10 protein-coding genes are annotated in these 11,990 nt (G+C 30.2%); 5 read left to right on the top strand and 5 right to left on the bottom strand.

What is annotated here, in order from left to right; translation table 11 throughout:
• Positions 1 to 2 precede the first annotated feature (2 nt).
• Together AC5SLZ_RS05950 and AC5SLZ_RS05945 are read left to right on the top strand one after the other, a co-directional pair.
• Entirely contained in the window at positions 3 to 1,319 is a 1,317-nt protein-coding gene (locus AC5SLZ_RS05950; protein ID WP_494615380.1) for a TldD/PmbA family protein, read from the top strand.
• On the top strand, positions 1,316 to 2,287 hold the full coding sequence (locus AC5SLZ_RS05945; RefSeq protein ID WP_494615379.1) for an NAD(P)-binding protein: 972 nt from the start codon (positions 1,316 to 1,318) through the stop codon (positions 2,285 to 2,287). The genes AC5SLZ_RS05950 and AC5SLZ_RS05945 overlap by 4 nt, the downstream gene beginning before the upstream one ends.
• A gap of 2 nt (positions 2,288 to 2,289) precedes the next feature.
• Here the strand turns inward: AC5SLZ_RS05945 and AC5SLZ_RS05940 are convergent, their stop codons facing one another.
• Positions 2,290 to 2,877: a DUF6134 family protein gene (locus AC5SLZ_RS05940; protein WP_494615378.1), complete on the bottom strand. Its 588-nt coding sequence runs from the start codon at positions 2,875 to 2,877 to the stop codon at positions 2,290 to 2,292.
• A gap of 145 nt (positions 2,878 to 3,022) precedes the next feature.
• On the opposite strand from AC5SLZ_RS05940, the gene yczE reads away from it, so the two are divergent.
• Entirely contained in the window at positions 3,023 to 3,670 is a 648-nt protein-coding gene (gene yczE / locus AC5SLZ_RS05935) for a membrane protein YczE (RefSeq protein WP_494615377.1), read from the top strand.
• Here the strand turns inward: yczE and typA are convergent.
• The gene (gene typA, locus AC5SLZ_RS05930; RefSeq protein WP_028035926.1) at positions 3,667 to 5,493 is read right to left on the bottom strand and encodes a translational GTPase TypA; all 1,827 of its coding nucleotides are present in this window, start codon (positions 5,491 to 5,493) and stop codon (positions 3,667 to 3,669) included. The genes yczE and typA overlap by 4 nt on opposite strands.
• A 177-nt stretch (positions 5,494 to 5,670) precedes the next feature.
• On the opposite strand from typA, the gene AC5SLZ_RS05925 reads away from it, so the two are divergent.
• Complete coding sequence (locus tag AC5SLZ_RS05925) at positions 5,671 to 7,494, top strand: DEAD/DEAH box helicase (protein ID WP_494615375.1); 1,824 nt, start codon at positions 5,671 to 5,673, stop codon at positions 7,492 to 7,494.
• Positions 7,495 to 7,652: 158 nt separating this feature from the next.
• On the opposite strand, the gene AC5SLZ_RS05920 is transcribed toward AC5SLZ_RS05925, so the two are convergent.
• The gene (locus AC5SLZ_RS05920) at positions 7,653 to 8,186 is read right to left on the bottom strand and encodes a HupE/UreJ family protein (RefSeq protein ID WP_494615374.1); all 534 of its coding nucleotides are present in this window, start codon (positions 8,184 to 8,186) and stop codon (positions 7,653 to 7,655) included.
• A 293-nt stretch (positions 8,187 to 8,479) separates the two neighbouring features.
• On the opposite strand from AC5SLZ_RS05920, the gene AC5SLZ_RS05915 reads away from it, so the two are divergent.
• Positions 8,480 to 9,835, top strand: a complete 1,356-nt coding sequence (locus AC5SLZ_RS05915; RefSeq protein WP_494615372.1) for a hypothetical protein — start codon at positions 8,480 to 8,482, stop codon at positions 9,833 to 9,835.
• Between the two features lie 82 nt (positions 9,836 to 9,917).
• Here AC5SLZ_RS05915 and groL read toward each other — a convergent pair whose 3' ends face one another.
• On the bottom strand, positions 9,918 to 11,579 hold the full coding sequence (gene groL / locus AC5SLZ_RS05910; protein WP_494615371.1) for a chaperonin GroEL: 1,662 nt from the start codon (positions 11,577 to 11,579) through the stop codon (positions 9,918 to 9,920).
• 23 nt (positions 11,580 to 11,602) lie between these two features.
• Positions 11,603 to 11,893, bottom strand: a complete 291-nt coding sequence (groES, locus tag AC5SLZ_RS05905; protein WP_008546060.1) for a co-chaperone GroES — start codon at positions 11,891 to 11,893, stop codon at positions 11,603 to 11,605.
• Positions 11,894 to 11,990: the final 97 nt, after the last annotated feature.

Raw genomic sequence — 11,990 nt, 5'->3', positions numbered from 1 at the left:
TAATGATCAAAGATGAAGATTACCTAAAATCAAAGGCCTCCTACTGTATAGATCTAGCCAAAAAACTTGGAGCAACAGATGTATGTGTAAATGTTGGAAATTCAATTTCTGAGACAGTAAGCTTTAGAAATAAAATTTTAGATGAATCTAACAGATCTGATAGTTTAGCAATAAGCATAGAGACTTATTTAGGTAAAAAAAAATCATCAATATCTTCCTCAAATTTATTAGATGAAAACTTAAAAACATTAATCGAAAAATGTTGTGAAACTACAAAAATTACTCCTGATGATGAATTTAATTCTCTTCCAGATAAAGAATTATTAGCAAAAAATATTAAAGATCTAAATTTGTATGATCCATCTCATATAGAAAATGATAAAAAAATAGATTATCTGAAAGAGTTAGAAGAAATAGCTTCAATTGATAAAAAAATTATAAATACAGAGTCAGGTTTTACAGAAAATAAATCAAACTTTATTTTAGCTAATAGCGATGGTTTTTGTAATGGGTATAAATCATCTTCATTTACTGCTTCTTGCGTTACTGTCGCAAAAAATGAAAATAGTATGGAAAGAGATTATGAATTTACAAGTAAATGTCACTTAAATGATATTTCTAATCCATCTGAGCTTGGAAGAAATGCGGCTGAGCAAACTATAAAAAAACTTAATCCTAAAAAAATTGGTAGTAATAAACTAAGTATTATTTTTGATAGAAGAATTTCAAAAGGATTTCTTGGCTCTTTTGCAGGAGCTATTTCAGCTTCTTCTATAGCAAGGGGAACATCGTTCCTTAAAGACAAATTAAACCAACCAATTTTTTCAAATTCAATTAATGTTATTGATAAACCTGATCTAATTAAGGGTATGGGTTCAAAGTGTTTTGATTCTGAAGGAGTTAAAACAGATACATTAAAATTAGTAAATGATGGAGTTTTAAATAATTACTTAGTGGATACCTACAATGGAAAAAAATTGAACTTAAAATCAAATGGAAGAAGTGGTGGAAGCACCAATCTTTATTTTGAAAACGGAAGTGTCAATTATGATGATTTGCTAAAAAGTCATTCTAAAATTTTATACGTAACTGAAACTATAGGCCATGGAACAAATCTTGTAACAGGCGATTACTCAGTAGGTGCCACAGGTTTTTTAATTGAGAATGGAGAATTTAAGTATCCAGTAAATGAAATAACCATAGCAGGAAACTTTAATGAAATGTTCAAAAAAATTACACTGGCAAATGATTTAGAATTTAAATACTCAGTTAATTCACCTACCATGATGATTGATGATATGACCGTTGCTGGTAAATGAACAAATATTGTGTAATTGGCTCAGGAATATCGGGTGCAACTATTGCTAACCTTTTAAGTAGAAAATATTCTGTTGATTTATTTGATAAAGCCAGAGGGCCAGGTGGTAGGTCTTCTTTTAAAAGATTAAATAAAACAAAAGGATTTGATCATGGTACACAATATATTTCACCTAAAAGCTCAGCTTTTAAAAAATTTATCAACATTTTGGTAAAAAAAAAAATTTTAAAAAAATGGGGTGGCAATCATCTATTTCTAAATAAAGTTAAAAAAGAAAATAAAAATCATTTAAAAATTATAGGTAAAAAGGGAAATAACGATATTAGCAAATATCTTTTAAAAAATATCCAATGTTATTTTCAAAAAGAATTAAAAAAAATTGACTATAAGGAAAAAAAATGGGTTCTTACTTTTTCTGATGGAAATAAAAAAATTTATGAAAACCTAATTTTAACTTTTCCATTTGCTCAATTATCAAAGTTGTCAAAAAAATTTATAAAAGCTCCATTCATCAAAACGAAAGTTAAAATGGATGCTAATATTACAGTTATGCTAGTAATAAAAAAAACGAGTAAAAATGTGAGTAGCTATTTATTTGATGATGAGATTTTGGGTTGGGCAGCAAAAGAAAATAGTAAAAAGAGATTTAAAAGTAATCAAGATTTATGGACTTTACAAAGTACTCACAATTGGGCAAATAAGATGATCAATAAAAATAGAGAAAACAAAAATATAAATTCTAAAATTCTTATTAATCATTTTTTTAAGCTCACAGGTATTAAAAAAACTAAAGTATTATTTTCCCTTAATCATGGATGGAAGTATTCATCAAATTCAAATCCTCTAAATATAAAAAGTTATTGGAATTCTTCATTAAATCTAGGGGTATGTGCAGATTGGTTTGCGGGACCAAGACTCGAAGCAGGCTGGATAAGTGCTAATGATCTTTACAAAAAAATTGTTAAATAAATTTATTCAAATTTTTTAACTTTATATTCCCAATTTCCCATTCGAGAATAGGCAACTTTAAGAATTAAAGCATTTTTTTTATCAAACCAAATATCAAAATTTAATCTCTTATCTTTGGGAATAGACATGTCTTTTGAAGTTAATTTAAAGTGCTCTACTTCATACATATTTCCATATAATTTAATTTTTTCTTTACCAATAAAAGTGACTATTTGTTCTTTAATGCTTCCAGAAACTGGACTTATTTGAAAGTTTGTTTGTAGAATTTTGTGACTCCACCAATTTCCAATTACACTATCTATTGATGCGCTGCCTATAAATGATGAGCCTTTAATATCGTATCTATTTTCTTTTTCATTTAAGCTTAATTGAACATATTTATCTTTTTCATTTTGACGTGTCTTTGAGTTAAAAGAAATCAATTTATCTTTAGTATATTTTTCCTCTCCAAAACTTTCAATTTCAAAAATAGTTGCTCCAAATAATTTAACAGTAAATTTTATTTGATTGGTGACAGTTGTATTATCTAAATCTTTTTTAAAAAAATAGTAATTGTAGCCAATAACTTCACCATCCCTTAAAATTTCCATTTCTATTTTATTGAACTTATTGTAATGAGCCATATGAGCATTACTATTAAACGAATAGATTATAAGAAAAATTAAGAGTAAAAATTTTTTCATAAAAATATCATTTTAATAGACTTTGAAGTTAAAAGAAATAATTTATTAAATAATGTTTTTAAAAATTAAAAATATTCCAAGTGTATCATGGAGCTCAGTTAAACCGCTTAATTTAAAACCAAAGATATCTACGTCTTTTTTTCTTTGTTTTGGACTAACTTTGTTTGGTTTAGGTGAAGGCTTGTTAATTGTTTCTGCTTCGGGTGCATCTCCATGGTCTGTATTGGCTCAGGGTTTATATTTAAATTTTGGTTTTTCTGTTGGTGTCATAACTATTTTTATTAGTTTTATTGTTTTGTTATTTTGGTTTCCATTAAATCAGAAGCCTGGAATTGGAACTATTTTAAATGCATTAATAATTGGACTGATGATTGATGTTTGTATTAGATATTTTCAAACTCCAGAAAATTATATTTCTCAAATATTGTTAGGTGCTTTTGCTGTGTTGACAGTTGGGATTGGAGGAGGAATTTATTTAGTTGCAAACTTAGGAGCAGGTCCAAGAGATGGATTGATGATTGGTCTTCAACAAAAAACAAACCTACCTATAGCTTTAGTTAGAGCCGCTCTTGAAATAACAGTTATGTCAATTGGCTGGTATTTAGGTGGTACAGTTGGTATTGGAACTCTATTGTTTGCGTTTGGAATTGGACCTTGTGTTGCTTTAGGATTATTTTTAGTTAATAAACTATTTAATTAAGCAGCAGTTCCAGACTTCTCACTTCTTTTTCTGTCATGAGGATTAAGAATAGCTTTTCTTAATCTTAAGGATTTTGGTGTAATTTCAAGAGCTTCATCAGTATTTAGCATACTTAATTGTTCAGCAATTGACATCTGTCTTACCGGAGTTAGTACAACATTTTCATCTGTACCTTGAGTTCTCATGTTAGTTAATTGTTTACCCTTCATAACATTTATAATCATATCACCAGGTTTTGGAGTTAATCCCACAATCATTCCCTCATAAACAGGGTCATTATGAGTTACAAACATTTCACCTCTAGCCTGAAGGTTAAATATTGCAAACGCTACAGCTTTTCCAGTGGACATTGAAATTAGAGCACCATTCTTTCTACCATCCATTTCACCTTCAAACTTTCCATATCCATGAAAAATTCTATTAATTACACCGGTTCCTTTTGTTAAAGTCAAAAATCTACTTGTGTAACCCATTAAGCCTCTTGTTGGTGCATGAAACACTAATCTTTTTTTATCTTTCCCAGTATCTTTTAAATCTAAAAGTTTACCTTTTCTTCTATTCATAGAGTCAATTATTTTTGAAGAATATTCTTCGTCAAGATCAACAGTGATTTCCTCAATAGGTTCAAGCTTATTACCAGCCTCATCTTTTTGATACAGTACTTTTGGAGGACTTACGGTCATCTCAAATCCTTCACGTCTCATTTGTGTAAGTAAAATTTCAAGCATTAATTCACCTCGACCACTTATTACAAACGAGTCTACATTTTCATTTTGAGAAAAAGTAATACCAACATTGTTCTGGGCTTCTGAAACTAATCTATCTCTAATTTGTGTACTTGTAAGTTTTTTTCCTTCAGTTCCAGCCAAAGGTGAACTGTTCACACTTATCGTAATAGACATGGTAGGGGGATCTATTGGAGTTGCAGGAATTGGGTCATTTAATTCAGGATCACAAATGGTATCTGCCACGTTTGCTTTTTCTAAACCTGCAATAACTACAATGTCACCTGCTTCACCTATTTCAATGGGAACTTTTTTAGTCCCTTCGTATCTAAAAATTTTTGTTAGTTTACCTTCGTCAACTTTTTCACCTTTAAGGTTAATTGCTTTGATAGGTTGATTAGCTTTTGCAGTTCCTTGAGATATTCTTCCAACCAAACTTCTTCCTAAAAAACTGTCTGCATAAAGCAAAGTAGATAGCATAGCAAAAGGTTTTGTTTTATCTAATTTAGCTGGTTCAACGTGTTCAATTATTAGATCTAATAGTGGGTGAAGATTTTCTCTGGGACCATCAACCTCTTTGCTTGCCCAGCCTGATCTTCCACTTGCATATAAAACTGGGAAATCTAATTGTTCTTCATTAGCATCTAAACTAACAAACAAATCAAAAGTTTCATCTAATACTTCATTAGCTCTTTGATCAGCTTTATCTAATTTATTAATTACGACGATAGGTTTTAATCCTTGTTTGAGTGCTTTAGCTAATACAAATTTTGTTTGAGGCATTACACCTTCTGCAGAGTCTATCAGAAGTAACGCGCCATCAGCCATACTTAGTACACGTTCAACTTCTGCAGCAAAATCTCTGTGACCAGGAGTATCTATAATATTTACTCTAGAATCTTGCCAATTAATTGATGCTGGTTTGGCTAGAATAGTGATTCCTCTCTCTTTTTCTAACTCACCAGAGTCCATCAATCTTTCATCAACAACTTCGTTATCTCTAAATGAACCACTTTGTTTCATAAGATTATCAATCATGGTAGTTTTGCCATGGTCAACGTGCGCAATGATGGTGATGTTTCTGATGTTATTGCTCATAAATTGTGGCTCTTATACATTAATTCTTTGATTTGAAAACTTAAAAAAAGACACTAATTACTTAGTAAATAGACTTTAATGAAGAATTCATTTCTTGTGATTGTTTTAAAAACATATAGATATCGCAATAAAATTAGAAGGAACACAGAATCAAGATCAACACTTCTAAATCATTAAATGGAAAATTTTAAATTACTTAAAATAGAAGATTCATTAAAAAATTCGTTACAAAAAATGAATTTTACAAAGCCGACACCTATTCAGGCCATGGCAATACCTGTGGCCTTAGAGGGAAAAGATATTTTAGGAACAGCACAAACTGGAACAGGTAAAACTTTAGCTTTTAGTATCCCTTTAATTAACAAATTGATTTTAGACAAAAATGCTTTTGCTCTAGTTATGTGTCCAACAAGAGAGCTTGCAACACAAGTAATGGAGGCAATTAAAAGCATTATAAGTGATAAAATAAATATTAAATCAGCCTTACTCATTGGCGGTGAGTCGATGCAAAAACAGCTTAGACAACTAGGTAATAGATCTAGAATAATAGTTGGAACTCCAGGAAGAATTAATGATCATCTAAAAAGAAAAAGCTTAAACTTATCAGCTACAAAGTATTTAGTTTTAGATGAAACTGATAGAATGTTAGATATGGGGTTTACCCCACAAATTGAGATGATTTTAAAATTTGTTCCAAAAGATCATCAAACATTATTATTTTCAGCAACTTTACCTCAAAATATTTTAAGAATTTCAGATAGATATTTAAACAAACCTGAAAGAATTTCAACAGGAGCAACTTCTGTTCCAATTGCAAAAATCAAACAAGAAACTCTTCAAGTTTTTAAAGAAAATAAGTACGATGAATTAATTGATCAATTTTTAGCCAGAAAAGGCTCTATCTTAGTTTTTGTTAAGACCAAAAGAGGTGCCGATAAGATGGTTAAAAAACTTAAAGAAGAGGGGCATTCAGCTGATGCTATTCATGGAGACCTTCGTCAAAGCAAAAGAGATCGTGTTATTAATTCTTTTAGAAAAGGATTGAAGAGAATTTTAATTGCAACAGATGTGGCTGCTAGAGGGTTGGATATCCCTCTAATTCAACACGTGATTAATTATGATCTACCTCAAGTTCCAGAGGATTATGTTCATAGAATCGGAAGGACTGCTAGAGCAGGATCTGAAGGATCTGCCTTAACTTTTTTAACACCTGATGATAGATCGATGTGGAATTCTATAAATAAGTTAATTGATCCAAATTTCAAACCAGCACCTAGTGGCTTAAGAAGAGACTCAAAAAATAAAAGAAGAGGTAAGGGGCCGAATAATAAAAAAAGAAAAGCTCGAGATGAAAAAAGATCTTTTGGAAAAGGTAAACAGGACAGATCTTCAAGTTTTAGAGATAAGCCAAAATCTTATGGTAAAAGTAGATCAGATAAACCATCTAGAGATGGAGAGAAAAAAAGTTTTGGTTTTAAAGGAAAATCAAGTTTTAGAGATAAGCCATCTAGAGATGGAGAGAAAAAAAGTTTTGGTTTTAAAGGAAAATCAAGTTTTAGAGATAAGCCATCTAGAGATGGAGAGAAAAAAAGTTTTGGTTTTAAAGGAAAATCAAGTTTTAGAGATAAGCCATCTAGAGATGGAGAGAAAAAAAGTTTTGGTTTTAAAGGAAAATCAAGTTTTAGAGATAAGCCATCTAGAGATGGAGAGAAAAAAAGTTTTGGTTTTAAAGGAAAATCAAGTTTTAGAGATAAGCCATCTAGAGATGGAGAGAAAAAAAGTTTTGGTTTTAAAGGAAAATCAAGTTTTACTAAAAAAAATAAATCAAAACCAAATGGTTTTACAAACAATCCAAAATATCTTGAAAGAAAATCCTTAGAAAATACATCTTCAGAACCAGAAAATAAAAGCTTTGGTTTTAAAGGAAAGAAAAAATTTAAAAGTAGAAATAGCAGACCTAAAAACTTTAGCTTTAAAAAACATAGCAAAAAAAGAAGTTAAACTTAAGATTTTTTAGTTTTTTCTTTTTTTTGCTTTCTTTTTTCTTTCAGACTCAATTTTGGTTTTTTACTAACACTAGAGTCCTTAAATGATTTTCCGCTATATCTTTTTGACATTTAAAAATTATATCAGTTATTTAAAGATAATATCAAATACTTTTAAAATATTTCATTAAGTAGATAAATTCCATAAACAGCAAAAGATACCCCTGTTAATCGTAGTAAAATTAAAGACATGTTATTTTTAATTGATAAGTGACCAATTAAGACACCTAATAAATGTAGTGTTATTGTTCCAATAATAAAACCTAAAACAAATAAAATAGGATTAGCAGCCGCAGGTACTTCTAATCCATGAGCAATTCCATGAAATAAGCCAAAAGTTGCTACAAAAATCATTATTATTTTAGTTGGGATTTTATTTTCAATACTAATTCCTATCCCTAAAAGAATTACAGAAAAAACAATTCCAATTTCTACAAAATAAAATTCTTTAACAATTAATGAAAAACCAAACAAACCTCCAACTGTCATTAAAATTAAAAAAATGGAAGGTACAATCCTAATAGCTTTACCACCGATCTGAGCAGATATTATTCCAACACTTATCATGGCAAGTAGATGATCCAATCCTAAAACAGGATGGGAAAGACCATCATAAAATCCAATCTTGCCCATAATATCGTGTGCCATTGTTGGTAGTGGAAAAATTAATAATGATGTTAAAAAAATAATAAACTTTTTATTAACAATTTTTTTTTAAGATACTTTAAAAATATTATAAATAAAAAAAAAGGGCAGTAAAGACTGCCCTTTTTGAATTTTTGTTTAGAAAGAGTGGGATTACATTCTCATTCGCTGATTGAATAACCATTGAATTACTTAGTTTTTTAAGATTGTTCATTACTTTGTTCATTACTTTAAAGGTCATTTTTAAAAGGAACTCAAAAGATGACTTCATTTTAAAGTTAGGTTAAAGATGTGAAATGAAAAAATACTTACTTTTATTTCTTTTTATAAGCATTGTTAATTCCTATGCAGGTCCACCAACAAATAAAAATATAAATATTGAAAGAATGATTGGTAACTTTAATAATTGGTTATCAAAAAATGGTCACTCACAATATTTAGAAAAAATTGAAAGTGAAAAATGTAAATCTTTTGATAAAGGTGACACTAATTGGTATTATAATAACTGTGATCAAACTAAATATAAAAATAAATTAGACATAAACATTTACACTGATAGAGGCACAGAAATCCCTCATAAAGCAAGACCTAATGATGATACTTTATTATTTTATGCATTCGATTATATTGAAGATTACAAAAGTAATAAAAAATTTTTAATCTCACCTTCTAAAAATCCTTACAAATTTGAAAGCAATTTAATTGAAGACAAGGATGTAAAAAAAGAAATTACAAGGAAAAAATCTCCACTACTTAGTTATTTATCATTTGAAGATGATAAAATAATTATTGATGAAATAACACCTAAAGATAAATTTGGAATTGTTTTTCAAAACGATACGCAGTGGGTTTCTCACTCTGTAGGTAAAAGTTTTGTATCGTATATTACGGGTCATGCAATTTGTGGAGGTTACATTAATAGTGTTGATAGTCGATTAAACGATTGGGAAGTCATTAAAAATACCCTTTATGAGGATCAAAAATTAATTGATATATTGAATATGAGCGCTGGAGACCAAAACCATGTAACTGAAAGAGATGGTTTAAAGAAATCTGGCAGATGGTTTAATAGTCATTCGATTGAATCATTTGCTAAAACTGAACTTCAAGGAACTGAAAAATCTAGTAAGAAATATAATTATCATGGGTTAAATACAAATATCATTTTTAATTATGTTATTCACAAAACAGGTGATGACTTTAAAAATTTGATGAATAATATTTTTCAAGATAAAGCAAAAATAGAAAATGATGTTTGGTTTGTCTATACTAGAGAAAGAGGATGGAATACAAACGATGCTAGATACACTTTTTTCTTAACTCGATATGATTATTTAAGAGTGGCAAAAGCAATAATGGATGATTGGCAGAATGATACCTGTGTTGGCAAATACTTAAAAACTTTAAATGAAAGAAAAATTAATAAAAATAAAAAAGAATATAAGAAAACCCAAATTGATAATTACACCAGAAGTTATGGTGGGCAGTTTCATCTTAATATGGTTGGTGGAAAAAATCGAAATATATTAGGTATGGATGGTTATGGTGGACAGCAAATAGTTATTGATCTTGATAATTCTAAAATAATTGTAATCAATTCAGTTCATTATGGATACAATTGGAATAAAATAGTTCACAAAAAGATTAAGTAAAAAAAACCCCCAAAAATTTCTTTCTGAGGGTTCTAATTTTGTTTAGTATTTGTATCTAGAGTGTTCTCTAGATGGAACTGTATTACATTCCCATTCCACCCATTCCACCCATGCCGCCCATTCCACCAGGCATACCAGCTGGCATTCCACCACCAGCATCTTTTTCTTCTGGTTTGTCAGCAATCATAGCTTCTGTAGTTACTAATAATCCAGAGATTGAAGCAGCATCTTGAAGAGCTGTTCTCACGACCTTAACTGGGTCAATGATCCCTTTTGCAAACATATCACAATACTCTTCGTTTTGAGCATCATAACCATATGATGTTTTTTTCTGCTCTAACAATTTACCAACTACCACTGAACCATCTACACCAGCATTTTTAGTAATTTGTCTAATAGGAGCTTCAAGTGCTTTTCTCACAAGTTCAACACCTGCTTTTTGATCGTCACCTTTTACTTTTACTTTCTCAAGGTTTTGAGCAGCATATAAAAGAGCACAACCACCACCTGTTACAATACCTTCTTCAACAGCGGCTCTAGTTGCATTTAAAGCATCTTCAACTCTATCTTTTCTTTCTTTAACTTCAACTTCAGTTGCACCACCAACTTTGATAACCGCAACACCACCTGCTAATTTAGCAAGTCTTTCTTGAAGTTTTTCTCTATCATAGTCAGACGTAGTTTCTTCAACTTGTTTTTTAATTGAATCACATCTTGCTGCGATATCTGATTTTTTACCACTACCACTAACGATTGTGCTGTTGTCTTTATCAACCTTGATCTTTTTGCAAGATCCAAGGTCATCAAGTTTAACATTTTCAAGTTTAATTCCAAGATCTTGAGAAATTACTTGGCCACCAGTTAATATAGCAATATCTTCAAGCATAGCTTTTCTTCTATCACCAAATCCTGGAGCTTTTACAGCAACAACTTTTAGCCCACCTCTTAGTTTGTTTACAACTAAAGTAGCTAATGCTTCACCCTCAACATCCTCAGAAATAATCATTAAAGGTCTGCCTGATTGTACAACAGCTTCTAATAATGGAACCATTGGTTGTAAGTTAGTTAATTTACTTTCATGTAATAAGATGTAAGGATTGTCTAACTCAGTTGTCATTTTATCACTGTTTGTAATAAAGTATGGAGATAAGTAACCTCTGTCAAACTGCATACCCTCAACAACATCAAGTTCAGTGTCAATTCCTTTTGCTTCTTCAACAGTAATAACACCTTCGTTACCAACTTTTTGCATAGCTTTTGCAATCATAGATCCAATTTCTTTATCACCATTTGCAGAAATTGTACCTACTTGAGCAATCTCATCACTGTCTTTAACTTTCTTTGCTGAAGAAATTAAATTTTCTTTAACATTTTCTACTGCTGCATCAATTCCTCTTTTTACATCCATAGGATTCATGCCAGCGGTCACATATTTAACACCTTCTTTTACAATTGCTTGAGCTAAAATAGTTGCAGTAGTTGTACCATCACCAGCTTCTTCATTAGTTTTGCTAGCAACTTCTTTAACCATTTGAGCACCCATGTTTTCAAATTTATCCTCAAGATCAATTTCTTTAGCAACAGAAACACCATCTTTAGTAATTCTTGGTGCACCGTAAGATTTATCCATTACAACATTTCTGCCTTTTGGACCTAAAGTAACTTTAACGGTATCAGCTAAAATATTGACACCTCTCATCATTGCCGCTCTTGCTTCAGCGTCAAATTTAATTATTTTTGCCATTTTACTTTCTCCTTTAAATTAAATTATTTACCTGAAATACCCATAATGTCTGACTCTTTCATTATGCTATATTCCTTACCATCAATTTTGACTTCAGTTCCTGACCACTTGCCAAATAAAACTTTGTCACCAACTTTAACATCCATTGGAATTAATTTTCCATCTTCAGTTTTAGCTCCACCACCAACAGCAACTACTTTTCCTTCTTGAGGTTTTTCTTGTGCTGTATCTGGGATGATTATTCCACCAGCAGTTTTTTCACTACTGTCTAAAACTTCGATTAATACTCTGTCATGTAACGGTTTAAACTTCATAAATTCTCCTTATTAAATATGTGCTTCATATAGATACTGACTTAACTTTTTCAAGATAATATGAAAAATAAGTTATGAAAATCCTGAGAAATTATGG

The sequence above is a fragment of the Candidatus Pelagibacter sp. PS_06 genome (assembly GCF_059418045.1).
Note: the sequence above shows the minus strand (reverse complement) of the source record. Positions and strands in the feature narration are given on the sequence as shown.

Coding starts and splice junctions, on each gene's coding strand:
- AC5SLZ_RS05915 (WP_494615372.1), top strand. CDS start 8,480: ATGAAAAAATACTTACTTTTATTTCTTTTTATAAGCATTGTTAATTCC.
- groES (WP_008546060.1), bottom strand. CDS start 11,893: ATGAAGTTTAAACCGTTACATGACAGAGTATTAATCGAAGTTTTAGAC.
- AC5SLZ_RS05940 (WP_494615378.1), bottom strand. CDS start 2,877: ATGGAAATTTTAAGGGATGGTGAAGTTATTGGCTACAATTACTATTTT.
- AC5SLZ_RS05920 (WP_494615374.1), bottom strand. CDS start 8,186: ATGGCACACGATATTATGGGCAAGATTGGATTTTATGATGGTCTTTCC.
- AC5SLZ_RS05925 (WP_494615375.1), top strand. CDS start 5,671: ATGGAAAATTTTAAATTACTTAAAATAGAAGATTCATTAAAAAATTCG.
- yczE (WP_494615377.1), top strand. CDS start 3,023: ATGTTTTTAAAAATTAAAAATATTCCAAGTGTATCATGGAGCTCAGTT.
- typA (WP_028035926.1), bottom strand. CDS start 5,493: ATGAGCAATAACATCAGAAACATCACCATCATTGCGCACGTTGACCAT.
- AC5SLZ_RS05950 (WP_494615380.1), top strand. CDS start 3: ATGATCAAAGATGAAGATTACCTAAAATCAAAGGCCTCCTACTGTATA.
- groL (WP_494615371.1), bottom strand. CDS start 11,579: ATGGCAAAAATAATTAAATTTGACGCTGAAGCAAGAGCGGCAATGATG.
- AC5SLZ_RS05945 (WP_494615379.1), top strand. CDS start 1,316: ATGAACAAATATTGTGTAATTGGCTCAGGAATATCGGGTGCAACTATT.